This window comes from Bacillus sp. HMSC036E02 (genome assembly GCF_001836235.1).
Taxonomy (GTDB): domain Bacteria; phylum Bacillota; class Bacilli; order Bacillales; family Bacillaceae_G; genus Bacillus_A; species Bacillus_A cereus.
This window is the reverse complement of record NZ_KV827816.1, coordinates 180,628-207,089: the sequence shown is the minus strand read 5'-3', so window position 1 is coordinate 207,089 and position 26,462 is coordinate 180,628. Positions and strand designations below refer to the sequence as shown.

Below are 26,462 nucleotides of genomic sequence, written 5' to 3'. Positions count from 1 at the left end.
TGGTATATTTTGTTGGTGAAAATAAGAGTATATCATTCTATGAATTTGTACTTTTATTTTTTACCGACAGATTATGTCTAGAAATCACAAAATAACAAAAAAACACCTCCGCAAATTGACACACTTTCCTATTGGATATGCATTATACTAGTCTCAACTTGAAAAAAGAGGTGAATTGTTTGGTTGTTTACGCCGACGTTGTTTGGTTGTTAAACGCCTGCATTGATTTTCTTTTGCTTTTATTAACAGCTACCGTGTTAAAAAAGAAAATCAAAAAATGGAGGCTTGTGTTAGGGGCATTTATAGGTTCAACTATTGTTATTTTTGCCTTTACTCCTTTTGCTTCTATGATGACACATCCAATTATGAAACTACTGTACTCGTTACTTATTGTGTATACAGCATTTGGGTTTACAACATTTAGAAATTATGCACAAACTGTTTTTACTTTTTACTTTGTAACCTTTATGGTTGGCGGAGGATTAATTGGAACTCATTTCTTTTTGCAAACGAATGAAATGGTAAATGGATTGGTTCAATCTCAGTCAATTTCTTACGGTGATCCAATTAGTTGGTTATTTGTTATTTTTGGTTTTCCAGTAATTTATTATTTTTCTAAAAAGCGTATTGAAAGCGTAGAGGTCACGAAAATACACTATGATCAAATTGTGAAAGTAAAAATTCAATTAGCAGAAGAAGAACTAGAACTGGCAGGTCTTATTGACAGTGGGAACCAACTTTATGACCCATTAACAAAAACACCCGTTATGATTATGCATGTTTCATCATTAGAACATTGCTTACCATCTTGGTTAACAGAACAAATTTATTCCAAAACAGAAATTCCTCAAATACCAGAAAATGATTCTGGTTGGGCGACAAAATTACGCTTAATTCCTTTCCGTGCAGTAGGAGTAGAGAGTCAATTTTTGTGGGCAATTAAGCCTGATAGTGTGCAAGTTGACCATGAAGGTAGTTCTATTGTTGTAAACAAAGTATTAATTGGATTAAATACACAACAGCTTTCTACTAATGGGGAGTATCAATGTATTGTGCATCCAAAAATGTTGATTTCACAAAAAATGGTAATCGCTTAATAATGAGAGGCGGGATAATATGATGAAATTAAAATTTTATTTAGTATACCTTTGGTATAAAGTATTGCTGAAATTAGGAATTAAGACCGATGAAATTTATTATATTGGTGGAAGTGAAGCGTTGCCACCACCGTTAACAAAAGAAGAAGAGGAAATTCTTTTGAATAAATTGCCAAAAGGAGATCAGGCAGCAAGGTCATTACTTATTGAACGTAACTTAAGGCTCGTTGTATATATAGCAAGAAAGTTTGAAAATACAGGGATAAATATTGAAGATTTGATTAGTATAGGAACAATCGGCCTTATTAAAGCGGTAAATACATTTAATCCAGAAAAGAAAATAAAATTAGCAACATATGCATCGCGTTGTATAGAAAATGAAATTTTAATGCATTTACGTCGAAATAACAAAAATCGTTCGGAAGTTTCTTTTGATGAACCACTAAACATTGATTGGGATGGGAATGAACTGTTATTGTCTGACGTGTTAGGTACAGATGATGATATTATTACAAAAGATTTAGAAGCTACTGTAGATCGTCACCTTTTAATGAAAGCATTACACCAATTAAATGATCGTGAAAAACAAATTATGGAACTTCGGTTTGGGCTTGCTGGAGGAGAGGAAAAGACGCAAAAAGATGTGGCTGATATGCTTGGGATTTCACAGTCATACATTTCGCGTTTAGAAAAAAGAATTATAAAAAGATTACGAAAAGAATTTAATAAAATGGTGTAAAGAATAAGACCAGCCGTTATGTAGGCTGGTCTTATTCTATTTAGTTGTATTAGGAAAGATAATTTAAATAACAAATCGTGAAAAAACCACATGCATAAAATCCCCTTCAAAGGAAATACTTTACACTGTACAGCAACTCCCGATAGGAGGGAACACTTTGACGAGAAACAAAGTAGAAATTTGCGGTGTTGATACAGCTAAACTTCCAGTATTAAAAAATGAAGAGATGCGTAAATTATTTCGTGAAATGCAAAGTGGAGAGATAAGCGCAAGAGAAAAATTAGTGAATGGAAACTTACGTCTTGTACTGAGCGTCATCCAAAGATTTAATAACAGAGGAGAATATGTTGACGATTTATTTCAAGTTGGTTGCATCGGACTTATGAAATCAATTGATAATTTTGATTTAGGCCAAAATGTAAAATTTTCAACGTATGCTGTGCCGATGATTATTGGGGAAATACGCAGATATTTGCGTGATAATAATCCGATTCGCGTATCGCGCTCATTGCGAGATATTGCGTATAAAGCTTTGCAAGTAAGAGAAAAGTTGATTGCAGAAAATTCAAAAGAACCAACAGCAATGGATATTGCAAAAGTGCTAGAAGTAACTCATGAAGAGATAGTATTTGCTTTAGATGCAATTCAAGATCCAGTTTCATTATTTGAACCGATTTATAATGATGGGGGAGATCCTATCTTTGTTATGGATCAGTTAAGTGATGAAAAACAAAAGGACGAGCAGTGGGTTGAAGAATTAGCATTGAAAGAAGGAATGAAGCGTTTAAATGATAGAGAGAAAATGATTATTAGAAAACGTTTCTTCCAAGGAAAGACACAGATGGAAGTTGCAGAAGAAATTGGGATTTCCCAAGCGCAAGTATCACGTTTAGAGAAGTCAGCCATTAAACAAATGAATAAAACGATTCAAGGATAAGGTCTCACCAATTATGGTGAGACCTTTTTATATGTAATATGGTTTGTGCTCATAGTAGGGGATTAGTGTTCATATAATTTCGTATAGGTGGCTTCCTGTAAATATGAGAAACAGTTTCCAATTTGTCATATAAGGGAGAGGATGAAAATGGTGATACGAATTTCAGAGTTACAGATGAAGGATGTTATAAATATTTCAGATGGAAAAAGGATTGGGAATATTGGAGATATTGAAATTGATATGAACACAGGGAAAATTTGTTCTGTTATTATTTCCAAACAGACACGTATGCTAGGTATTTTTGGAAAAGATGTTGAGATTGTAATTCCTTGGAAGGAAATTGTGAAAATTGGGGAAGATGTCATACTTGTAAGAGTAAATCCTGTTAATTCTGTAACAGAATCAATACAAACACCGACAATTTCATAAAGAATATTACAAATTCCTCTTTTTTTTCTGTTAGGATTATGAAAAAATAAAAGTATGGTAAAATAGACAGGAAGTACCATGCTTTTTTCTGTTATTTTAATTAAAAGGAGCCGCTTTATTATGAGAGAACCATTTAAATATGTGGACGGTATACTGTATTTACAAGCGTGGAAAGAACTTGGAAACATTACTGCTGGATTTACGACAAAAGATGGTGGGATAAGTACGGGCTCCTTTCATGCGATGAATTTAGGATTACATGTGAATGATATCGTGGAGAACGTTCATGAAAACAGACGCATTTTAGCAAATAAGTTACAAAAACCATTAGAAAATTGGATTTGCTCTGAACAAGTTCATGCTCATCATGTTGAAAAAGTAGGGCAACAGGAAAAGGGAAGTGGTGTCTATTCATATGAGGACGGCATTTCAAAAACAGATGGCATTTATACGAGTAATGAAGATGTTCTGTTAACGTCTTGTTACGCGGATTGTGTTCCGCTCTATTTTTATGCACCATCACATGGTATGATAGGACTTGCGCATGCTGGATGGAAAGGCACTGTACAAGAGATTGCAAAGGAAATGATTCAAAAGTGGAATGCAGAAGGTATTTCAAGTGATGAAATTCATGTTGCAATTGGGCCGTCGATCGGATCTTGTTGTTATGTTGTGGATGATCGTGTATTAACAGCAGCACAGGAAGTAGTTAGCGGTGCTGTTCCTCATCAAAAAATTTCTGACGGGCAGTACGCAATTAATTTAAAAGAAATTAATCGTATATTATGTGTACAAGCAGGCATAAAAGAAGAGCATATTGTAATGTCATCTCTTTGTACAAGCTGTGAAGAGCAACTATTTTTCTCTCATCGTCGTGATCAAGGTAAGACAGGAAGAATGTTGAGTTTCATAGGTTTTAAGGAGGAAGAAAGCAAGTGACAGTACAAGAAAATTTAGTAATTGTAAACGAAGCTATTAAAGAATCTTGCGCTCGAGCTGGACGTTCGTTGCAAGATATTAAACTTGTTGCAGTTACAAAAACTGTAGGGATTGAAAAAACAAACGAAGTAATTGAAGCTGGAGTTATCGATTTAGGTGAAAATAGAAATGAAGGTTTCTTACAGAAATACGAGCATTTCGGTTCAAAAGTTAATTGGCACTTTATTGGCTCATTACAAACGAGAAAAGTAAAAGAAATCATTAATGAAATTGATTATTTACATTCGTTAGATCGTCTTTCACTGGCGAAAGAAATTCAGAAACGTGCTGATAAGAAAGTGAAATGCTTTATTCAAGTGAAAACCTCATCTGAAGAATCGAAGCAAGGATTGGCAATAGAAGAGGTTGTTTCTTTTATTCAAAGTTTGCAAGAATTCGATAAAATTGAAGTGGTTGGACTAATGACGATGGCTCCATTTACAGAAGAAGAGGAAGAAATCAGACGCTGTTTTAAGGAATTACGTATGCTGCAAACAGAGGTGCAGGAGCTAGAGTTATTACATGCGCCATGTAAAGAATTATCAATGGGAATGTCCAACGATTACAAGATTGCAATTGAAGAAGGGGCTACATATATTCGTTTGGGAACGATTTTAGTAGGAAAAGCGTAAAAGGAAGGAGAATCTTATTATGAGTTGGTCAAAAGTAAAATACTTCTTTTTTGATACACCGGAAGAAAAAGAAGCAGCTCAATATGGTTATGAAAAGGAGCAAACAGACATGAAAAAGCAGCAAGATCCACCAGAACAACAAGACGTTACGTTTCCGAAAGCGCAACCGAAGCAAAACGTTGTGAGTATTGAAACAGCAAAACAATCTTCAAAAGTTGTTTTATTAGAACCACGCACATATTCGGAAGCACAAGGGATTGCGGACCACTTAAAAGGTAGACGAGCTGTTGTAATTAATTTGCAGAGAATGTCTACTGATCAAGCGGTACGTATCGTTGACTTTTTAAGTGGTACTGTATACGCTATAGGCGGGGATATTCAAAAAATAGGGCCGAAAACATTTATGTGTACACCTGAAAATGTAGATATTGTTGGTGCGATTTCAGAGTTATTCGGTGAAGAAGAAGAAACAAATATAAAGAGGTGGTAATACGCCATGACAACAGTTTTTATAGTGTTAAGTTATGCTATCGAGATTTACTCGTGGGCACTTATTATTTACATTCTCCTATCATGGTTTCCTGGTGCAAAGGAATCATCTTTTGGAGAGTTCCTGGCACGTATTTGTGAACCGTATTTAGAACCATTCCGCCGCTTTATTCCGCCGCTTGGAATGATTGATATTTCTCCAATCGTTGCGATCTTTGCGTTGAAACTTGCTAAAACTGGTTTGTTCAGTTTATTAAGCTATTTCTTATAGTAAGAAGGTAAATACATGAGCATCTACGAACATTTTAGGCCTGATGAGGAGGTCTTTGTGGATAAAGTGCTAGAGTGGAAGCGAGCGGCGGAGTACCATCAAGTGAAGTTAACGGATTTTCTCGATCCTAGGCAACAACAAATTGTTTCTATGGTAATAGGACAAGGTGATGTTGCTGTGCAATTTGGTGGTGCAACGCCTAATGCAGAGCGTAAAAGAGCACTTATTTATCCAGACTATCTAGAATTAAATGAAGAAGAATTTCAAGTAGAAGTATTAGAAATTGACTATCCTTCCAAGTTTTATACGCTAGAACATAGGCAAATATTAGGTACATTTATGTCTCTTGGTTTAACAAGAGAAAAATGTGGTGATATTTTGCTGCAAGAAAATCGTGCCCAAATTGTAGTTGCGAAAGAAATTGTATCGTATATTGAGATGAACTTACAATCAATAGGGAAAGTAAAAGTCTCTTTAGCGTCAGTGCAAGGAGAACAAATTCTACAGATACATGAAACGTGGGGAGAGAAATCTGGAACGGTTTCTTCACTTCGTTTAGATGTTATGTTAGCTGAAATGTTACATTTATCTAGACAGAAAGTACAACCTTTCATAAAAAATGGTTTAGTAAAAGTCAATTGGAAAACAGTGGAGCAAACTTCTTATGAATGTTATCCAGGAGATGTTTTTTCTGTTAGAGGATATGGCCGAAGTAAATTATTTTCTGTAGAAGGTAGAACAAAACGCGACAAATGGAGAATTTTGTATGGTATACTAAAATGATTGGTTTTTTAGAAGGAAATCCTCCTATTTTGTCGAAGAAAAGATATAATTGAAAGAGGAAATTTAGATAACTACTTGGAGGTGGCGTTGTGCCGTTAACACCATTAGATATTCATAACAAAGAATTTGGTCGCGGATTCCGTGGCTATGATGAAGATCAAGTAAATGAGTTTCTTGATCAAATTATCAAAGATTATGAATTGGTCATTCGTGAGAAAAAAGCTTTAGAAGAAAAAGTTGCGCAGTTAGAAGGGAAGTTAGATCATTTCTCTAATATTGAAGATACGTTAAACAAATCTATCGTTGTTGCACAAGAAGCAGCGGAAGAAGTAAAACGTAATGCGCAAAAAGAAGCGAAATTAATTGTGCGTGAAGCTGAAAAGAATGCTGATCGTATTATTAACGAAGCATTAGTAAAATCAAGAAAAGTTGCTTTTGATATTGAAGAGCTAAAGAAACAAGCGAAAGTATTCCGAACTCGTTTCCGTATGTTATTAGAAACACAGCTTGAGATGTTAAACAACGATGATTGGGATAAACTAATTGAATTAGAAGACGAAGTAGATGAACTGTTGAAAAAAGAAGAAACAGTGTAAGCTTGACGTTTTTCTCATTATTACATATAATTTTAAACAACATATTTATTAAGAAAAACGAAGATAGGGATAAGTACCTTTTCAAACCTTATATAGCGAACTGAGGATGGTGTAAGCTCAGGATAAGGAGATAGTGGGAATATCACCCTGGAGTTCCGCGCTGAACAAATAGAGTAAGCGTAGGCGTGTATTCGCGTTAAGAATATAAAGAGGATTCTATACATATGTATATGATCTACTAGGGTGGTACCGCGGGAGACTTTCTCGTCCCTTTTTGGGATGAGAAGGTCTCTTTTTTATTCCGTTTTTTAAGTGTTTCTTTTATACATGTAAGGAGGAATTGAGCATGGAGTACAAAAATACATTACTGATGCCAAAAACAGAGTTCCCAATGCGTGGGAATTTACCAAAACGTGAGCCTGCAATGCAAGAAAAATGGGCTGAAATGAATATTTACGAAAAAGTACAAGAACATACAAAAGGACGTCCTTTATTTGTATTGCATGATGGACCTCCATATGCGAATGGTGACATTCATATGGGACATGCATTAAATAAAGTATTAAAAGACTTTATTGTTCGTTATAAATCAATGACTGGTTTTAGTGCGCCATATGTTCCAGGATGGGATACGCACGGTTTACCAATTGAACAAGCTTTAACAAATAAAGGTGTAAAACGTAAAGAAATGACAGTTGCTGAGTTCCGTAAGTTATGTGCAGAGTATGCATATGAACAAGTAGAACGTCAACGTGAACAATTTAAGCGTCTAGGTGTACGTGCAGATTGGGATAATCCATATATTACTTTAGAGCCAGCTTATGAAGCACAACAAATTAAAGTGTTTGGTGACATGGCGAAAAAAGGTTATATCTATAAAGGTCAAAAACCAGTTTACTGGTCTCCAACGAGTGAATCTGCTTTAGCGGAAGCTGAAATTGAATATCAAGATAAAAAATCAGCATCTATTTACGTAGCATTCCCTGTAAAAGATGGAAAGAACGTATTAGAAGGTGATGAAAAGTACATCATTTGGACAACGACACCTTGGACATTACCTGCAAACTTAGGTATTTCTGTTCACCCAGAGCTTGAATATAGCATTGTAAAAGTAAACGATGAGAAATATATCATTGCTTCTGAGCTGTTTGAGACAGTTGCAAAAACGTTAGAGTGGGAAAATGCTGAAGTTGTGAAAACAGTAAAAGGTAGCGAACTTGAGTACACAGTTGCAAAACATCCATTCTACGATCGTGATTCATTAGTTATGCTAGGAGACCACGTAACAACAGATGCAGGTACAGGTTGTGTTCATACAGCACCAGGACACGGGGAAGATGACTTCGTTGTTGGTAAAAAGTATGGATTAGAAGTACTTTGCCCAGTCGATGATAAAGGTGTATTAACAAATGAGGCACCTGGATTTGAAGGCTTATTCTATGATAAAGCTAATAAACCAATTACAGAAAAATTAGAAGAAGTAGGCGCGTTACTGAAACTAACATTCATTACACATTCATACCCACATGATTGGAGAACGAAAAAACCAATTATTTTCCGTGCGACAGCACAGTGGTTTGCATCTATTGAAGCATTCCGTAAAGAATTAATAGAAGCTGTAGCAGAAACAAAATGGGTACCAGCATGGGGAGAAACTCGTCTTCATAATATGGTTCGTGACCGTGGTGACTGGTGTATTTCTCGTCAGCGTGCATGGGGTGTGCCAATTCCGGTATTCTATGCTGAGAATGGTGATCCAATTATTACGGATGAAACAATTAACCATGTAGCAGATTTATTCCGTGAACACGGTTCTAACGTATGGTTCGAGCGTGAAGCGAAAGATCTATTACCAGAAGGATTTACACATCCAGGTAGCCCAAATGGCGAATTCCGTAAAGAAACAGACATCATGGATGTATGGTTCGATTCAGGTTCTTCTCACCAAGCGGTATTAGAAGAGCGCGAAGATTTACAGCGTCCAGCTGATTTATATTTAGAAGGATCTGACCAGTATCGTGGTTGGTTTAACTCTTCATTATCAACAGCAGTTGCTGTAACAGGTAAAGCTCCATATAAAGGCGTACTAAGTCACGGTTTCGTACTAGATGGTGAAGGACGTAAGATGAGTAAGTCGATTGGAAACATTGTCGTACCGAAGAAAATTATGGATCAATTAGGCGGAGACATTTTACGCTTATGGGTATCTTCTGTTGACTATCAATCTGACGTACGTATTTCAGATGATATTTTAAAACAAGTAGCAGAAGTGTATCGTAAAATCCGTAACACATTCCGTTTCTTATTAGGAAACTTAGACGACTTTAAGCCAAGTGAAAATGCAGTAGCTGTAGCTGAACTTCGTGAAGTAGATCGTTACATGTTAGTGAAATTAAATGACTTAATTACAAAAGTTAAAGAAGCATATGAGACATACGACTTCGCTGCTGTGTATCATGCAATTCATAACTTCTGTACAATTGATTTAAGTTCATTCTATTTAGACTTTGCAAAAGACATTTTATATATTGAAGGTGCAAACCACGAAGATCGTCGTGCGATTCAAACTGTATTATATGATGTTCTTGTTGCGTTAACGAAACTTGTAACACCAATCTTACCGCATACAGCTGATGAAGTATGGCCATACATTCCAGGCGTAACAGAAGAAAGTGTACAATTAACTGATATGCCAGAAGCTGTACAATTAGATGACGCGGAAGCGTTAAAAACAAAATGGGATGCATTTATGACATTACGTGATGACGTGTTAAAAGCACTAGAAGTAGCTCGTAATGAAAAAGTAATTGGTAAGTCATTAAATGCAAGCATTACGCTATATCCAACTGCAGAAATGAAAGCTATGTTAGAGTCTATTAGCGAAGACTTAAAGCAATTATTCATCGTTTCTGAGTATAAACTTGGTGGTATGATGGATGAAGCGCCAGCAGATGCACCGAAGTATGAACATACAGCGGTTGTTGTTGCTCAAGCAACTGGTGAAACATGTGAACGTTGTTGGGTAGTTTCAGAAACAATTGGTAAAGATGCTGAACATGAAACATTATGTGAGCGTTGTGCAACAGTTGTTAAAGAAAACTATGTAAAATAATAAAAAAAGCTGACTGCTATTGATGCAGTCAGTTTTTTTGTTGATGGCATATCAAAATCACTTTCAGACTCTTTCCTGTGAAGGAAAAATGTGTGTGAGGTAAGCAAATAAATTTCGGACACACTAACTGTACATTACAGCTAGGAGGAATGTACACGTGAATGAAATTTACATGGAAATAAAAGAAGAATTGCAATTGATGAGAAAAGAGTTGCAAGAGAGACTAGCTAAAGAAGTAATGCACAAATATGATGTCGAGTTCAGCCAAGAGCTTGGATATGAAATTAAGGAAGAGATAAAGAAAAAATTGCTATTACATGATATAAAAGAGGATTTAAAGGATGTAGAACGCGCATTATTTAAAATGGAAATAGACATGTATGGTATTTGTGAAGAGACAGGGAGATTAATTTCGACAAAGCAAATGAAGACAATGCCGACTGCCCGTACGATTCATGAATTCTTTTATGAAAAGGTAAATGTATGAATACGCACAACGATATTATATTACCTTTTTTTAATTTATTTTATTCTTCTATAAAGGTTCATTGTGAAAAGGTAGCAGCTATGCTAAAATTTTGAGGTACACTGTCTTTGTGGGGGAAATGAAAATGATATATTATGTAATAGCGTTATTCGTCATTGCTATCGATCAAATATCGAAGTGGTTAATTGTAAAGAACATGGAATTGGGTACGAGTATTCCGATTATCGACAATGTATTATACATAACATCACATCGAAATAGAGGCGCTGCTTGGGGTATTTTAGAAAATAAAATGTGGTTCTTCTACATTATTACAGTTGTTTTTGTAGTGTTTATTGTATTTTATATGAAAAAGTATGCGAAAACAGACAAGCTTCTAGGTATTTCGTTAAGCCTAATTTTGGGCGGGGCAATTGGTAACTTTATTGATCGTGTATTTAGACAAGAAGTAGTGGATTTCATTCACGTGTATATTTTCTCGTACAACTATCCAGTATTCAATATAGCTGATTCAGCATTATGTATTGGTGTTGTATTAATTATTATTCAAACATTATTAGAAGGCAAGAAAGCGAAGGAGTAATTGAATGAGTGAAGTAGTACAAGTAACAGTTGCAGCAGAGCAAAAAAACGAGCGAATTGATAAATTCGTTGCAGGGATAAATAATGAATGGTCACGTACGCAAGTGCAGCAATGGATTAAAGATGACGTTGTGACAGTAAACGGAAAAGCGGTAAAAGGGAATTATAAAGTAAAAGAAGAAGATGAAATTACAGTAACAATTCCTGAACCAGAAGAGTTAGATATTCAACCAGAGGATTTAAATTTAGAAATTTATTATGAAGATGCAGATGTGCTTGTTGTAAATAAGCCACGTGGTATGGTTGTACATCCAGCACCAGGGCATACAAGTGGTACACTTGTAAACGGCCTTATGCACCATTGTACAGACTTATCAGGCATTAACGGTGTAATGCGTCCAGGTATCGTGCATCGTATTGATAAAGATACATCTGGACTATTAATGGTTGCTAAAAATGATATGGCACATGAATCGCTTGTAAATCAGCTTGTAGCAAAAACAGTAACGAGACGTTACAAAGCGATTGTACACGGTGTGATTCCGCATGATAAGGGAACGATTGATGCTCCGATTGCTCGTGATAAGAAAGAACGTCAAAGTATGACAGTTGATGAAAATGGTAAGAACGCTGTTACGCACTTCCAAGTGTTAGAACGCTTTAAAGACTTTACGCTTGTAGAATGTCGCTTAGAAACGGGACGTACGCACCAAATTCGTGTTCATATGAAATATATTGGCTATCCACTTGCAGGAGATCCGAAGTATGGTCCGAAGAAAACGTTAGATATGAATGGACAAGCACTTCATGCGGGTATTTTAGGCTTTGATCATCCTCGTACTGGTGAATATATTCAGTTTGAGGCACCGATTCCAGAAGTGTTTGAAGACGTATTAAATATTTTACGAAAATAGTATTGACAAATCATAAGAAAACTGAGATACTGACAACAGTTAAATAATGATCCTTTAACACAGCCCCGTGAGGTTGAGAAGGTAACGGTTTGAAATACTTAGGGTATGTTGTACCCTTTTTTCAAAAGTCCTCTCGCACACGCTGAGAGGACTTTTTTTATACCATTACTCTCACGCAAGAAAAAAGCTTGGAGGTGTAGAGCATGCAAGAGAAAGCTGTCGTTTTAGATGACCAAATGATTCGCCGCGCTTTAACACGAATTAGTCATGAAATCGTGGAACGAAATAAAGGTGTCGATAATTGTGTTCTTGTCGGAATTAAAACTCGTGGAATTTTTATTGCACAACGTTTGGCAGAACGAATTGGTCAAATTGAAGGAAAAGAAATGGAAGTTGGAGAGTTAGACATTACGTTATATCGTGATGATTTAACACTACAATCGAAAGATAAAGAACCACTTGTAAAAGGTTCTGATATCCCTGTAGATATTACGAAGAAGAAAGTTATCCTTGTGGATGACGTATTATATACAGGAAGAACAGTTCGAGCAGCAATGGATGCTCTTATGGATTTAGGTAGACCATCTCAAATCCAATTGGCGGTTCTTGTTGATAGAGGTCATCGCGAATTACCAATTCGCGCTGATTATGTAGGGAAGAACATTCCAACATCAAGTGAAGAGCGTATCGAAGTTGATTTGCAAGAGACAGATCAACAAGATCGAGTAAGCATATACGATAAGTAAAGCCCTTTTAAATGTAGTCCTGTGAGGCTGCCAAAGGGTCTTGGCTTTCATATGTCAAATTTGGCATACGAAAGTGTAGGACTCTTTGTGCACAGGCACAAAGAGTTTTTTTATTGCAAAGATTTAAACTGAAGGAGGATGTAACAATGGAACAAAAGCCAGTGTTAGACGTTAATGAAGTACCGAAACCGGGAAAATGGTTATTTTTAAGTATACAACATTTGTTCGCGATGTTTGGATCAACAGTGCTTGTTCCGTTTTTAACAGGATTGAATCCATCAGTAGCATTAATATCAAGTGGATTAGGAACGTTAGCGTTCCTTCTTATAACGAAAGGTCAAGTACCTGCCTATCTAGGATCATCATTCGCCTTTATCGCACCGATTATAACAGCGAAAACGGCAGGTGGACCGGGAGCAGCAATGCTTGGTGGTTTGCTAGCAGGACTTGTGTACATCTTAATCTCACTCGGAATTAAGAAATCAGGATCAGAGTGGATTATGAAATTACTACCACCAATCGTAGTTGGTCCAGTAGTAATGGTAATCGGTCTAGCTTTAGCACATACAGCAGTTAACATGGCGATGAACGGTGCGGATGGCAAATATAGCTTTACACACTTTTCAGTAGCGTTAGTAACATTAGCAATTACAATTATATGCTCGATATTTGGAAGAGGATTTTTCAGTATAATACCAGTGTTACTTGGCATTATCGGCGGATATATCTTCGCTTACTTCCAAGGGCTAGTAGACTTAAAGCCGGTAGCTGAGGCAAAATGGTTTGTTGTACCAGATTTCACAGTACCATTTGTAACATATACACCAGAGTTTTCATGGAAGATTGTACTCTTGATGGTACCAGTTGCACTAGTAACAATATCAGAACATATCGGACATCAAATTGTTCTTGGAAATGTTATTAAAAGAGATTTAATTGAAAAACCAGGTTTACACCGTTCAATCTTCGGTGACGGAGTAGCAACATTAATTGCGTCACTAATCGGTGGGCCACCGAATACAACGTATGGTGAAAACATCGGTGTGCTAGCAATTACGAGAGCATACAGTGTATACTTATTCATCGGTTCAGCAGTATTCGCAATCATGTTCGGGTTTATCGGTAAGATTTCTGCACTGATTCATTCGATCCCAACACCAGTTATGGGTGGTGTATCAATCTTACTATTCGGTGTAATCGCATCAAGCGGATTACGCATGATGGTAGATGATAAAACAGATTTAAGTGACAAACGAAACTTAATGATTGCATCAGTAATATTAGTAATCGGTATTGGTGGAGCGGTACTTCACGTAGGAGAATCATTCCAAGTAGAAGGAATGGCACTAGCAGCAATTGTAGGTGTACTGTTAAATCTACTACTACCGGAAACGAAACAAATAAAACAATCTAAGCAGATTGCTTCATAATAATAACCTTTTAATTCAGTCCTGTGAGACCGGAAAGGGTGGCTTCTTTCTTGCACCCTAGTCTCACATGACTAGGGTATTTTTATGCAAAGGTTGTTATAAAAATTCAAAAGTGGTAACATAAAAATCAGAAAGATGAGGGATGACGATGAGCCATTTGTTAACGATGAGTGAATTATCGGAAGTAGAAATTTCAGAAATCCTAAAAGATGCAGAAGATTTTGCGAATGGAAAAGAGAGCAAAACGACAGAGCAAACTTTTGTTGCGAACTTGTTCTTTGAGAATAGTACGAGAACGAGATTTAGCTTTGAAGTTGCTGAGAAGAGATTAGGACTTGATGTTTTAAACTTTTCAGCTGATGCATCTAGCGTACAAAAAGGAGAAACTTTATACGATACGATAAGAACACTAGAATCAATCGGAACAAAAGCAGTGGTCATCCGCCACGAGCAAGATCGCTACTTCGATGAACTAAAAGATCAGGTGAATATTCCAATCTTAAACGCTGGAGATGGATGCGGAAACCACCCAACGCAGTGCCTACTGGACCTTCTTACAATTAAACAAGAGTTTGGAAGATTTGAAGGTTTGAAGATTGCAATAGTAGGAGATGTTCGTCATAGCCGAGTAGCACGTTCTAATGCAGAAGCATTAACGAAGCTTGGTGCAACAATTTACTTTGCAAGTCCAGAAGAGTGGAAAGATGAAGACAACACATTTGGAACATACAAACCATTAGATGAACTTGTTCCAGAAGTTGATGTAATGATGTTACTCCGTGTACAACATGAGCGTCATGATCATTATGAAACAGACATTATGAAAGAATATCATGAGAAACACGGATTAACAGTAGAAAGAGAAAAGCGTATGAAAGAAGGAAGCATTATTATGCATCCAGCTCCTGTAAACCGTGATGTTGAAATTGCAAGTGAACTTGTTGAGTGTGAGCGTTCACGCATATTTAAACAAATGGAAAATGGAGTTTACGTAAGAATGGCTGTACTAAAACGCGCCTTACCAAATGTATTAGGAGGAATGAAACATGAATTATTTGTTTAAAAATGGTCGTTATATGAATGAAGAAGGAAAAATCGTAGCAACGGATCTTCTCGTACAAGACGGTAAAATCGCTAAGGTAGCAGAAAATATTACGGCAGATAATGCTGAAGTAATCGATGTGAACGGAAAGTTAATCGCACCTGGATTAGTAGATGTACACGTACATCTTCGTGAACCAGGTGGTGAACATAAAGAAACAATTGAAACAGGTACACTAGCAGCGGCAAAAGGTGGATTCACTACAATTTGCGCAATGCCAAATACACGTCCGGTACCAGATTGCAGAGAACATATGGAAGACTTGCAAAAACGTATTGAAGAAAAAGCTCATGTTAACGTACTACCATACGGAGCAATTACAGTACGTCAAGCTGGTTCTGAAATGACAGATTTCGAAACATTAAAAGAACTTGGAGCATTTGCTTTCACAGATGACGGCGTAGGCGTACAAGATGCGAGCATGATGTTAGCGGCTATGAAACGTGCAGCAAAATTAGATATGGCAGTAGTTGCGCACTGTGAAGAGAATACGCTTATTAATAAAGGTTGTGTACATGAAGGGAAGTTTTCTGAGAAACACGGATTAAACGGTATCCCATCAGTATGTGAATCTGTACATATTGCAAGGGATATACTGCTTGCTGAAGCAGCAGATTGCCACTATCACGTATGTCATGTAAGTACGAAAGGTTCTGTACGTGTAATCCGTGATGCGAAACGCGCTGGAATTAAAGTAACAGCAGAAGTAACACCGCATCACCTAGTGTTATGTGAAGATGATATCCCATCAGCTGATCCTAACTTTAAAATGAACCCACCGCTTCGTGGAAAAGAAGACCATGCAGCATTAATTGAAGGTTTATTAGATGGAACGATCGATATGATTGCAACTGACCATGCACCGCATACAGCGGAAGAGAAAGCACAAGGAATTGAAAGAGCACCGTTTGGAATTACTGGTTTTGAAACAGCATTCCCGCTTCTATACACAAACCTTGTGAAAAAGGGAGTTATTACGCTAGAACAGTTAATTCAATTCTTAACAGAAAAGCCAGCTGATACATTCGGCTTAGAAGCAGGTCGCCTAAAAGAAGGTAGAGCAGCTGATATTACAATCATTGATTTAGAACAAGAAGAAGAGATTGACCCAACAACATTCTTATCAAAAGGAAAAAATACACCATTCGCAGGTTGGAAATGCCAAGGATGGCCGGTAATGACAATCGTTGGTGGTAAGATCGCATGGCAAAAGGAGAGTGCATTAGTATGAAAAGACAACTTATCTTAGAAGATGGAACAGTATTAATTGGAACAGGTTTCGGAGGCGAAATCGAAAAGTCAGGTGAGGTTGTATTTACAACAGGAATGACTGGATATCAAGAAACATTATCTGATCCATCATATTGCGGTCAAATCGTAACATTCACGTACCCATTAATCGGAAACTACGGCATTAACCGTGACGATTTTGAATCCATTCACCCATCTGTAAATGGTTTAATCGTAAACGAAATTTGTGATCATCCATCAAACTTCCGTAATGAAATTTCGTTAAATGATTACTTGAAAGAAAGAAATATCCCAGGATTAGCAGGGATTGATACGAGAAAATTAACGAGAAAAATTCGTCAATACGGTACATTACGCGGACGCCTTTGTAATATGGATGCAGATGTAGAGTACATTGTAAGTCAATTAAAAGCGACAGTATTTACAGATCATGTAAAACGCGTATCAACGAAAGATCCATACCCAAGCCCAGGTCGTGGTCACCGAGTTGTACTAGTAGACTTCGGTATGAAACATGGTATTTTACGAGAATTAAATAAGCGTGACTGTGATGTAATTGTAGTTCCTTACAACACAACAGCAGAAGAAATTTTACGCCTTAGCCCAGATGGAATTATGTTAAGTAACGGACCTGGGGATCCAAAAGATGTACCAGAAGCAATTGAAATGTTAAAAGACATTATCGGTAAAGTTCCTTTATTCGGAATTTGCCTAGGACATCAATTGTTCGCGCTAGCATCTGGTGCGAATACAAGTAAATTGAAATTCGGTCACCGTGGTTTAAACCATCCAGTAAAACATCTTGCAACTGGAAAAGTAGCAATTACATCTCAAAACCATGGTTACGCAGTAGAAGAAGAGTCAGTTAAAAATACAGAACTTGAAATTACACATGTCGCTTTAAATGATGGAACAGTAGAAGGTCTTCGTCATACGAAGTTCCCAGCATTTACAGTACAATATCATCCAGAAGCTTCAGCAGGACCAGAAGATGCAAACGATTTATTCGAAGATTTCTTAGCAATGATTGAAAACTTCAAGAAAGAAGGGGAAGAGTTATGCCAAAACGCCTAGACATTAACACAATTTTAGTAATCGGATCAGGACCAATTGTAATTGGGCAAGCAGCAGAGTTTGACTACTCTGGTACACAAGCTTGTCAATCTCTTAGAGAAGAAGGTTACAAAGTAATCCTTGTTAACTCTAACCCAGCAACAATTATGACAGATACTGCAACAGCAGATAAAGTATATATCGAACCATTAACACTAGAATTCGTAAGCCGTATTATTCGTAAAGAACGTCCAGATGCAATCTTACCAACATTAGGTGGTCAAACAGGTTTAAACATGGCTGTTGAACTTGCGAAATCAGGCATACTTGAAGAGTGCGGAGTTGAAATTTTAGGAACAAAATTATCAGCAATTGAGCAAGCAGAAGATCGTGATTTATTCCGTTCATTAATGCAGGAATTAAATGAACCAATTCCATCTAGTACAATTATTCATACGCTAGAAGAAGCACATGAATTTGTAAAAGAAATTGGATATCCAGTTATTGTTCGCCCTGCATTTACAATGGGTGGAACAGGTGGCGGAATCTGTAGTAATGAAGAAGAACTAATTGAAATCGTATCAGGTGGATTAAAACATAGTCCGGTAACACAATGTTTATTAGAGAAAAGTATTGCTGGTTGTAAGGAAATTGAATATGAAGTAATGCGTGATTCAAATGATAACGCGATTGTAGTATGTAACATGGAAAATATCGATCCAGTTGGAGTTCACACAGGTGATTCTATCGTTGTAGCACCAAGCCAAACATTAAGTGACCGTGAATACCAAATGTTACGTAACACTTCATTACGAATTATTCGTGCATTAGGAATTGAAGGTGGATGTAACGTTCAGCTTGCACTTGATCCATATAGCTTCCAATACTATGTAATCGAAGTAAACCCACGTGTAAGTCGTTCATCTGCACTAGCATCTAAAGCAACTGGATATCCAATTGCGAAGCTAGCGGCAAAAATTGCAGTCGGTTTAACATTAGATGAAATCGTAAACCCAGTAACACAAAAAACATACGCTTGTTTCGAACCAGCATTAGACTATGTTGTTTCAAAAATTCCACGCTGGCCATTTGATAAGTTTGAATCAGCAAACAGAACGCTTGGAACGCAAATGAAAGCAACTGGTGAAGTTATGTCAATCGGACGTAACTTAGAAGAATCATTATTAAAAGCGGTTCGTTCTTTAGAGCTTGGTATTTATCACCTAGAATTAGACCACTTAAAAGAACTTGATAAAGAAACAATGAAAAAACGTATCATTAAAGCGGATGATGAACGACTGTTTATTGTAGCAGAAGCAATTCGCCAAGGTGTAACGAAAGAAGAAATCAATGAATGGTGTGAAATGGACTTCTTCTTCTTACAAAAAGTTGAAAACATCGTAAACATGGAACGCGAAGTAAAAGTGAATGTAGGAAATATGGAAGTACTACAAACTGCGAAAGAAATGGGATTCAGTGACCATTACATCGCTAATGCTTGGAACAAAACAGAGCGTGAAATTTACGATATGCGTAAAGAAAGCAATATAACTCCGGTTTATAAAATGGTAGATACGTGTGCGGCAGAATTTGAATCTGCAACACCATACTACTACAGCACATATGGTGACGAGAATGAATCGGTTAGAACAGATCGTAAGAGTGTAGTAGTTCTAGGGTCTGGTCCGATCCGTATCGGTCAAGGTGTTGAGTTTGACTATGCAACAGTTCACTCAGTATGGGCAATCAAAGAAGCTGGATATGAGGCAATCATTGTTAATAACAACCCAGAAACAGTTTCAACAGACTTCAGTATTTCTGACAAATTATACTTTGAACCATTAACGATTGAAGATGTAATGCACATTATCGATTTAGAAAAACCAGAAGGTGTTATCGTTCAGTTCGGTGGACAAACGGCAATTAACTTAGCTGCTAAATTAGAGGCTCACGGTGTGAAAATTTTAGGAACATCACTTGAAGATTTAGACCGTGCAGAAGATCGTGATAAGTTTGAAGCAGCGCTAACACAGCTTGGTATCCCACAACCAGTTGGTAAAACAGCAACGACTGTAGAGCAAGCAGTAGCAATCGCGGACAAAATTGGTTACCCAGTATTAGTAAGACCATCTTACGTACTAGGTGGACGCGCGATGGAAATCGTATATCGTCAAGAAGAACTGTTGCACTACATGAAAAATGCAGTTAAAGTTCACGCTGATCACCCAGTATTAATCGACCGTTACATGGTTGGTAAAGAAATTGAAGTAGATGCAATTTCAGACGGTGAGAATGTATTCATTCCAGGTATTATGGAACATATTGAACGTGCTGGAGTTCACTCTGGTGACTCAATTGGAGTATATCCACCACAAAGCTTATCTGACAAATTAAAAGAACAAATTATTGAACATACAATTGCACTTGGAAAAGGATTAAACATTGTTGGATTACTAAATATCCAGTTTGTAGTATTCGAAGATCAAGTGTATGTAATCGAAGTAAACCCACGTGCGAGCCGTACAGTACCGTTCTTAAGTAAAATTACAGGTGTACCAATGGCGAACGTTGCAACGAAAGTTATTTTAGGGCAAGATCTAGTAGCGCAAGGATACGGAACTGGGTATCACCCAGAAGAAAAAGAAGTATATGTAAAAGCTCCGGTATTCTCATTCGCGAAACTACGCTCAGTTGATACAACATTAGGACCTGAAATGAAATCAACAGGGGAAGTAATGGGTAAAGACTTAACGCTTGAAAAAGCATTATACAAAGGATTAGTTGCTTCTGGAATTAACATCCCAACGCACGGATCAGTAATCATTACTGTAGCGGATAAAGATAAAGAAGAGGCAATGGAAATTGCAAAACGTTTCCACGAAATCGGTTATAACTTATTAGCAACAGCTGGGACAGCACAATCGTTAGCAGAGCAAAATATCCCAGTACAAGTTGTAAACAAAATTGATTCTGAAGACTACAACTTACTAGATATTATCCGTCAAGGAAAAGCACAGTTTGTAATCAATACGCTAACAAAAGGTAAACAACCAGCGCGTGATGGTTTCCGCATTCGCCGTGAATCAGTAGAAAATGGTGTAGCTTGCTTAACATCACTTGATACAACGAGAGCAATCTTACGAGTATTAGAATCTATGACATTCTCAGCTCATTCAATGAAAGAAATTACGCAAACAAAGCGTCACGAGGTGGTACATGCATGATGCAAAAGCAAAATATGATCGTCGTTAATCAAAAAGAAATCGCAAAAAACATTTACGAATTAGTGCTTCAAGGAACGTTAGTACAGCAAATGAACGAACCAGGGCAGTTTGTACACATTAAGGTAGCGGAGGGCATTGCGCCCCTTCTGCGCCGCCCGATTAGTATTTGTAATGTAGATCAAGAGAAGAACGAATTTACAATGCTATACCGTGCAGAAGGACAAGGGACAAAAACATTAGCAACTAGAAAACAAGGTGAATTGGTAGACGTACTAGGACCACTAGGACACGGTTTTCCTGTAGAAGAAGCAGAAGCTGGTCAAACAGCTTTACTAGTGGGCGGGGGAATTGGTGTACCACCACTTTATGAATTATCACAGCGCCTCGTTGCAAAAGGTGTACGTGTAATCCACATCTTAGGTTTTCAAACGAAAGATGTCGTTTTCTATGAAGAGAAATTTGCAGAACTTGGTGATACGTACGTTGCGACAGTAGACGGTACACACGGCACAAAAGGATTTGTCACAGATGTAATTGATAATTACGGAATTGACTTTGATATTCTTTATTCATGTGGTCCGCTAGCGATGCTTCGTGCATTAGAAGGACGTTACAAAGAGAAAAAAGCTTATATTTCTTTAGAAGAACGTATGGGCTGTGGTATTGGAGCTTGTTTCGCATGTGTATGCCACTTACAAGAAGATCCAAGTGGACATTCTTACAAGAAGGTGTGTAGCGACGGACCAGTATTTCCAATCGGGGAGGTTGTACTATGAACAGATTGCAAGTTGAATTACCGGGATTATCATTAAAAAATCCAATTATACCGGCATCTGGATGCTTTGGATTTGGTCGTGAATATGCACAGTTTTACGATTTAAGTGTACTAGGATCAATCATGATTAAAGCGACGACAGAACAACCACGTTATGGAAATCCGACGCCTCGTGTTGCTGAAACACCGGGCGGTATGTTAAATGCAATCGGACTTCAAAACCCAGGGTTAGAAAAAGTAATGAATTCTGAATTACCATGGTTAGACCAATTTGATCTTCCAATCATTGCGAACGTTGCAGGCTCACAAGCTGAGGATTACGTAGCGGTTGCAAAAGAAATTTCTAAAGCGCCTAATGTCCATGCACTAGAATTAAATATTTCTTGTCCGAACGTAAAAACAGGTGGTATCGCCTTTGGTACAAATCCTGAAATTGCTGCTGATTTAACGAAGCGAGTAAAAGAGGTTTCTGAAGTACCTGTATACGTGAAGTTGTCACCGAACGTGGCAAACATTGTGGAAATTGCAAAAGCGATTGAAAATGCAGGTGCAGACGGTTTAACGATGATTAATACATTGCTTGGTATGCGTCTAGATTTAAAAACAGCTAAACCAATTTTAGCAAACCGTACAGGCGGATTATCAGGTCCTGCGATTAAGCCAGTAGCGATTCGTATGGTACATGAAGTAAGCCAAGCGGTTAACATTCCAATTATCGGAATGGGTGGTATTGAAACAGCAGAAGATGTAATTGAATTCTTCTATGCTGGCGCAAGCGCAGTTGCAGTAGGTACAGCGAACTTTATCGATCCGTTCGTATGTCCGACAATTATTGAAGAGTTACCAGCACTATTAGATGAATTAGGATTTGATCACATTTCGGAATGTCAAGGAAGGAGCTGGAAGCAAACATGTCACAGTCGTTAATCGTTGCATTAGATTTTCCAGGGAAACAAGATGTAGAACAATTCTTGCGCCACTTTGAAGGGGAAGAGTTATTTGTCAAAGTTGGTATGGAGTTATTTTACAAAGAAGGCCCTGCGATTATTACGTACTTAAAAGAAAAAGGACATAAGATTTTTCTAGATTTAAAACTTCATGATATTCCGAATACAGTAAAAAGCGCTATGCGTAGCCTAGCTAGTCTAGATGTTGATATGGTAAATGTTCATGCTGCTGGGGGAAGCAGTATGATGAAAGCTGCGATTGAGGGATTAGAGGAAGGTAAGCAAGAAGGAAAAGAGAGACCGATTTGTATTGCAGTTACACAACTAACAAGCACTTCGGAAGCTATGATGAAAAAAGAGATCGGCATTGAGAAAACGTTAGAAGAAGCGGTTGCTCATTATGCAAAACTAACAAAGGAAAGTGGACTTGATGGCGTTGTTTGTTCAACACTTGAAGTTCCGAAATTACGTGAAGTATGCGGAAATGAATTTGTAACAGTAACACCGGGGATTCGTCTTACAAGCGATGATGTAAATGACCAGGTGCGCGTAGCAACACCGAAACGTGCGAGGGAACTTGGCTCAAGCTACATCGTAGTTGGACGTAGTATTACAAAAGCAGAAAATCCGCTTGAAGCGTATAAAACAGTAAAACAACAGTGGGAAGGTGTAACAGTATGAAAAAAGAAATCGCATCGCATTTATTAGAAATTGGAGCAGTATTTTTACAACCGAATGATCCATTTACATGGTCTTCAGGTATGAAATCACCAATTTATTGTGATAACCGTTTAACTTTATCTTATCCAAAAGTACGTCAAGCGATTGCAGCTGGATTAGAAGAGTTAATTAAAGAGCACTTCCCAACTGTAGAAGTTATTGCAGGAACAGCAACTGCTGGTATTGCGCACGCTGCATGGGTAAGCGATCGTATGGATTTACCAATGTGCTACGTACGTAGTAAAGCAAAAGGTCACGGTAAAGGGAACCAAATCGAAGGAAAAGCTGAAAAAGGTCAAAAGGTAGTAGTAGTAGAGGACCTAATTTCAACTGGCGGTAGTGCAATTACATGTGTAGAAGCACTTCGCGAAGCTGGCTGTGAAGTATTAGGAATCGTATCAATCTTCACATACGAGCTTGAAGCAGGAAAAGAAAAACTAGAAGCAGCTAACGTAGCATCATATTCTTTAAGTGATTACAGTGCATTAACTGAAGTTGCAGCAGAAAAAGGTATGATTGGACAAGCTGAAACGAAGAAATTACAAGAGTGGCGTAAAAATCCAGCTAACGAAGCTTGGATCACAGCGTAACACGAAAAAAGACGACCGCGGGGGAACGCGGTCGTTTTTTTATATCATTGTTATAATTTCATGTAACGAACAGATAGTAGGAATATCGTACTTGAGTTGTGAGTTATCCCGATTCAACCATATCCCTTGCATCCCAGCTGCTGTACTACTAATCGCATCAGTCTCTAATCGATCGCCAATATAATAGCAATCTTTCATTTCAAGATTCGATTGTAATACACTTCTGTGAAAAATTTCAGGATCTGGTTTCGATATCCCAAGTTCACTAGAAGTAAATATATATTTGAAATATTGTAGAATGTTTAGAGTAGTTAACTTTTCGACTTGTTGCTCATATTCACCATTACTAATGATACCTAATGAGTACCCTTTTTCCTGCAAGGTCTGTAATGTATAGTTTACATCTTCAAATGCGGTCCAGTTGTTCTTATATAGTTCTATATATTGATTGAATTTATGCTGAGATTCCTCGGGGGATAAGTTTACTCCATATGCTTTAAATAAATGATACATTCGCATCCTTTGTTGTTCCTGAAAAGATAATTCTTTGGACAAAAATTTGTTGAAATATTCTTCTGATAATTCATGCCAGACTTTCGTTGCTTCTAATTCATTGCCTGAAAAAATAGTATTATATATTTGAAAAAAATCTATAATACCATTTCTTTCTGCAGCCTCATAATCAAGTAAAGTTCCATCAATATCAAAGAAAATCATATTACAATCTCCTTAACTACTTAGCGCTTTCTGCAAGCTCATATCCTCTTACAAACAATAAAGTCATATAAGAAACAATAAATGAGAAGATGCTGTACATGCCAACCCAAAAGAAAAATTTTGGAGTAAAGGCCATAACACCTATTATTAAAAAACTAGCAAACGTTACAATCGGCATTACGTAATACGTTTTCGTCTTGCGCGTTCCAATAACAGAAACGATAAAGATAAGTAATGGACAAATTAATAAGACGAAAATCAATTCATTCATAGGTATGTCCCCTTTTCTAATTGCAGTAATCTGTTTCTCGTAAACGTTTTGAAATAATTACTCTCCTAATATAATTTCGCTAAGTAATAACGAATCCCTCTTGAAAACTGATAATTCATGATGAATTTTACAAGCAAAAAACGTAAGCAAGAGAACACTTGCTTACGTTATAGGGTAAACATCGCAACGATCGTGGTGACAATTAAACCGATAACAACCGGTAAAAAGTTTCGGCGTGCAAGTTCAAATGGATCGACTTTACAAATCGCAGCAGCAGGAATAAGTGCCCAAGGAATTAACGTCCCGCCCCCGGTCCATATAGCTGCAATTTGCCCGAGTGCTGTTAATGTAGCTGTTCCATGGCCAAGTGCTGTTCCAAAAAGATTGGCAATGGAACCAGCAAGTGATATACCTGAAAAACCTGATCCATCTAAGCCGGTAATGACACCAACGATGGTTAATGTCCCTGCCGATACATATTGATTTAAAGGAACAGTTTGAGATAAAGCGATGCCTAAGTCGTTAATGATTCCGTGTGAACCTTTCGGTAAATAGTCCCCGATAATTTTTACAAATCCACTATCTCCTAAATAAAAGAGTGCAGCGATAGGAATAACTGGTCCGAAAATTTTAAAGCCAAATTGGAGCCCTTCTATAAAATAATCGGTCGTTTTATTCAGTCCATTTCTTTTGTAGGCGATGAGAGAAATGATGATAATCATAATAACAGTCGTTCCGCCGATAAGTGCAGTTGCGTCGCTTCCTTGTAATTTAAATTGAATCATGCAAAGGATATCAATGATATATATGATAGGGATACAAATAGCGAGCCATTTTTTTATGCGAGGAGATAATGAAGTGAGCGTTTTAGAAAACTCAGTTGATGGAATAGCTTCTTGTATAGATAAGCCTGTATGAAACTCTTTTCGTAAGAAGAAAAAAGCGACAGAAGTTGTCACAATGCCCATAACGATAACGAGTGGAACACTTGCAGATACGACGCTGGAAACAGGGAGACCAGCCGCGTCTGCAGTTAATTTCGGTGCACCTTGAATAACGAAGTCTCCAGATAAGGCGATGCCGTGTCCAAATAAGTTCATAGCAATTGCAACCCCAATTGGAGGAAGGCCGACACGTACAGCAACCGGTAATAAAATAGCTCCCATTAAGGCGACAGCTGGAGAAGGCCAAAAGAAGAAAGAAATGGTCATCATTAAAAGGCCGATAATCCAGTAGGCGAGTGTAGGTGTACGAATCATTTTTGTAAATGGTGAAATCATCGTATCATTTATGCCAGTATGAACGAGTAAATTGCTCATTGATACGATAATGGAGATGATTAATATAGTTGGTAATAGCTCAGTAATGGCGTAAATGAAACTTTGAAAAATTCCGCTAATGGCAAGAGGGATAGAACTTGTTGCAGTTAATGCTAATAAAAAGATAAAAACAATACAAATGATAGTCGTATCTTTTCGGAGAATAAAAAAGGTAATAATAGTGAGTAAACAAATAATGTAGAGAGCGTGTAATAGCGTTAATTCAACTCCCATAACATTCACATCCTTTAGGCATTCGTGTAGTTTATTG

27 protein-coding genes and 1 other annotated feature are annotated in these 26,462 nt (G+C 37.3%); of the genes, 24 read left to right on the top strand and 3 right to left on the bottom strand.

Going from position 1 to position 26,462, the window contains the following annotated elements; all coding sequences use genetic code 11:
- Positions 1-179 precede the first annotated feature (179 nt).
- The 24 genes from spoIIGA to pyrE all read left to right on the top strand — a co-directional run bounded on the left by spoIIGA (position 180) and on the right by pyrE (position 23,884).
- Positions 180-1,097, top strand: coding sequence for a sigma-E processing peptidase SpoIIGA (gene spoIIGA, locus HMPREF2590_RS05370; RefSeq protein ID WP_000261970.1), 918 nt, complete (start codon positions 180-182; stop codon positions 1,095-1,097).
- Positions 1,098-1,116: 19 nt separating this feature from the next.
- Positions 1,117-1,836 (top strand): RNA polymerase sporulation sigma factor SigE, encoded by a 720-nt coding sequence (sigE, locus tag HMPREF2590_RS05365; protein WP_000976946.1) that lies wholly within the window; start codon positions 1,117-1,119, stop codon positions 1,834-1,836.
- Positions 1,837-1,993: 157 nt separating this feature from the next.
- Positions 1,994-2,773, top strand: a complete 780-nt coding sequence (gene sigG, locus HMPREF2590_RS05360) for an RNA polymerase sporulation sigma factor SigG (protein ID WP_000197755.1) — start codon at positions 1,994-1,996, stop codon at positions 2,771-2,773.
- A gap of 147 nt (positions 2,774-2,920) precedes the next feature.
- A complete protein-coding gene (locus HMPREF2590_RS05355; protein ID WP_000236745.1) occupies positions 2,921-3,202 on the top strand; it encodes a YlmC/YmxH family sporulation protein in 282 nt (93 codons plus the stop codon).
- A 120-nt stretch (positions 3,203-3,322) separates the two neighbouring features.
- A complete protein-coding gene (gene pgeF / locus HMPREF2590_RS05350; protein ID WP_001209007.1) occupies positions 3,323-4,141 on the top strand; it encodes a peptidoglycan editing factor PgeF in 819 nt (272 codons plus the stop codon).
- On the top strand, positions 4,138-4,812 hold the full coding sequence (locus HMPREF2590_RS05345) for a YggS family pyridoxal phosphate-dependent enzyme (protein WP_000218007.1): 675 nt from the start codon (positions 4,138-4,140) through the stop codon (positions 4,810-4,812). The genes pgeF and HMPREF2590_RS05345 overlap by 4 nt, the downstream gene beginning before the upstream one ends.
- 19 nt (positions 4,813-4,831) lie before the next feature.
- Complete coding sequence (locus HMPREF2590_RS05340; RefSeq protein ID WP_000119129.1) at positions 4,832-5,302, top strand: cell division protein SepF; 471 nt, start codon at positions 4,832-4,834, stop codon at positions 5,300-5,302.
- 6 nt (positions 5,303-5,308) lie between these two features.
- A complete protein-coding gene (locus tag HMPREF2590_RS05335; RefSeq protein WP_000214233.1) occupies positions 5,309-5,572 on the top strand; it encodes a YggT family protein in 264 nt (87 codons plus the stop codon).
- 15 nt (positions 5,573-5,587) lie between these two features.
- A complete protein-coding gene (locus tag HMPREF2590_RS05330; RefSeq protein ID WP_002098127.1) occupies positions 5,588-6,355 on the top strand; it encodes a YlmH family RNA-binding protein in 768 nt (255 codons plus the stop codon).
- Between the two features lie 89 nt (positions 6,356-6,444).
- Positions 6,445-6,951, top strand: coding sequence for a septum site-determining protein DivIVA (gene divIVA, locus HMPREF2590_RS05325; protein ID WP_001131611.1), 507 nt, complete (start codon positions 6,445-6,447; stop codon positions 6,949-6,951).
- A gap of 51 nt (positions 6,952-7,002) precedes the next feature.
- Positions 7,003-7,226 (top strand) — a binding site (T-box leader).
- A gap of 71 nt (positions 7,227-7,297) precedes the next feature.
- Entirely contained in the window at positions 7,298-10,063 is a 2,766-nt protein-coding gene (gene ileS2, locus HMPREF2590_RS05320) for an isoleucine--tRNA ligase (protein ID WP_000455951.1), read from the top strand.
- A 157-nt stretch (positions 10,064-10,220) separates the two neighbouring features.
- Positions 10,221-10,550: a TraR/DksA C4-type zinc finger protein gene (locus tag HMPREF2590_RS05315; RefSeq protein ID WP_001002956.1), complete on the top strand. Its 330-nt coding sequence runs from the start codon at positions 10,221-10,223 to the stop codon at positions 10,548-10,550.
- 124 nt (positions 10,551-10,674) lie between these two features.
- Positions 10,675-11,133, top strand: a complete 459-nt coding sequence (gene lspA / locus HMPREF2590_RS05310; RefSeq protein WP_000642184.1) for a lipoprotein signal peptidase LspA — start codon at positions 10,675-10,677, stop codon at positions 11,131-11,133.
- A gap of 4 nt (positions 11,134-11,137) precedes the next feature.
- Complete coding sequence (locus HMPREF2590_RS05305; RefSeq protein ID WP_000005830.1) at positions 11,138-12,046, top strand: RluA family pseudouridine synthase; 909 nt, start codon at positions 11,138-11,140, stop codon at positions 12,044-12,046.
- A gap of 203 nt (positions 12,047-12,249) precedes the next feature.
- Positions 12,250-12,792 carry a bifunctional pyrimidine operon transcriptional regulator/uracil phosphoribosyltransferase gene (gene pyrR, locus HMPREF2590_RS05300; protein WP_001156488.1) on the top strand — a complete coding sequence of 181 codons (543 nt, stop codon included), beginning with the start codon at positions 12,250-12,252 and terminating at the stop codon, positions 12,790-12,792.
- A 146-nt stretch (positions 12,793-12,938) separates the two neighbouring features.
- Positions 12,939-14,222: a uracil permease gene (gene uraA, locus HMPREF2590_RS05295; protein WP_000435928.1), complete on the top strand. Its 1,284-nt coding sequence runs from the start codon at positions 12,939-12,941 to the stop codon at positions 14,220-14,222.
- A gap of 148 nt (positions 14,223-14,370) precedes the next feature.
- Positions 14,371-15,285 (top strand): aspartate carbamoyltransferase, encoded by a 915-nt coding sequence (pyrB, locus tag HMPREF2590_RS05290; protein ID WP_000018849.1) that lies wholly within the window; start codon positions 14,371-14,373, stop codon positions 15,283-15,285.
- A complete protein-coding gene (gene pyrC, locus HMPREF2590_RS05285) occupies positions 15,269-16,555 on the top strand; it encodes a dihydroorotase (protein ID WP_001108367.1) in 1,287 nt (428 codons plus the stop codon). Before pyrB ends, pyrC begins: the two co-directional genes overlap by 17 nt.
- Entirely contained in the window at positions 16,552-17,649 is a 1,098-nt protein-coding gene (locus HMPREF2590_RS05280; protein ID WP_000828678.1) for a carbamoyl phosphate synthase small subunit, read from the top strand. The genes pyrC and HMPREF2590_RS05280 overlap by 4 nt, the downstream gene beginning before the upstream one ends.
- Complete coding sequence (gene carB / locus HMPREF2590_RS05275) at positions 17,634-20,852, top strand: carbamoyl-phosphate synthase large subunit (RefSeq protein WP_001126126.1); 3,219 nt, start codon at positions 17,634-17,636, stop codon at positions 20,850-20,852. The genes HMPREF2590_RS05280 and carB overlap by 16 nt, the downstream gene beginning before the upstream one ends.
- Positions 20,849-21,628 carry a dihydroorotate oxidase B electron transfer subunit gene (gene pyrK / locus HMPREF2590_RS05270; protein ID WP_000983353.1) on the top strand — a complete coding sequence of 260 codons (780 nt, stop codon included), beginning with the start codon at positions 20,849-20,851 and terminating at the stop codon, positions 21,626-21,628. The genes carB and pyrK overlap by 4 nt, the downstream gene beginning before the upstream one ends.
- Positions 21,625-22,554 (top strand): dihydroorotate oxidase B catalytic subunit, encoded by a 930-nt coding sequence (gene pyrD / locus HMPREF2590_RS05265; RefSeq protein WP_001081055.1) that lies wholly within the window; start codon positions 21,625-21,627, stop codon positions 22,552-22,554. The genes pyrK and pyrD overlap by 4 nt, the downstream gene beginning before the upstream one ends.
- Positions 22,539-23,255 carry an orotidine-5'-phosphate decarboxylase gene (pyrF, locus tag HMPREF2590_RS05260; RefSeq protein ID WP_000083498.1) on the top strand — a complete coding sequence of 239 codons (717 nt, stop codon included), beginning with the start codon at positions 22,539-22,541 and terminating at the stop codon, positions 23,253-23,255. The genes pyrD and pyrF overlap by 16 nt, the downstream gene beginning before the upstream one ends.
- Positions 23,252-23,884, top strand: coding sequence for an orotate phosphoribosyltransferase (pyrE, locus tag HMPREF2590_RS05255; RefSeq protein WP_000711449.1), 633 nt, complete (start codon positions 23,252-23,254; stop codon positions 23,882-23,884). Before pyrF ends, pyrE begins: the two co-directional genes overlap by 4 nt.
- Before the next feature lie 39 nt (positions 23,885-23,923).
- Here the strand turns inward: pyrE and HMPREF2590_RS05250 are convergent, their stop codons facing one another.
- The 3 genes from HMPREF2590_RS05250 to HMPREF2590_RS05240 form a co-directional block, all read right to left on the bottom strand.
- Positions 23,924-24,601, bottom strand: coding sequence for an HAD family hydrolase (locus HMPREF2590_RS05250; RefSeq protein ID WP_000575796.1), 678 nt, complete (start codon positions 24,599-24,601; stop codon positions 23,924-23,926).
- Between the two features lie 16 nt (positions 24,602-24,617).
- Complete coding sequence (locus HMPREF2590_RS05245) at positions 24,618-24,872, bottom strand: YbeF family protein (RefSeq protein ID WP_001003938.1); 255 nt, start codon at positions 24,870-24,872, stop codon at positions 24,618-24,620.
- A 167-nt stretch (positions 24,873-25,039) separates the two neighbouring features.
- Positions 25,040-26,425 carry a hypothetical protein gene (locus HMPREF2590_RS05240; protein WP_000537869.1) on the bottom strand — a complete coding sequence of 462 codons (1,386 nt, stop codon included), beginning with the start codon at positions 26,423-26,425 and terminating at the stop codon, positions 25,040-25,042.
- Between the last annotated feature and the right edge of the window lie 37 nt (positions 26,426-26,462).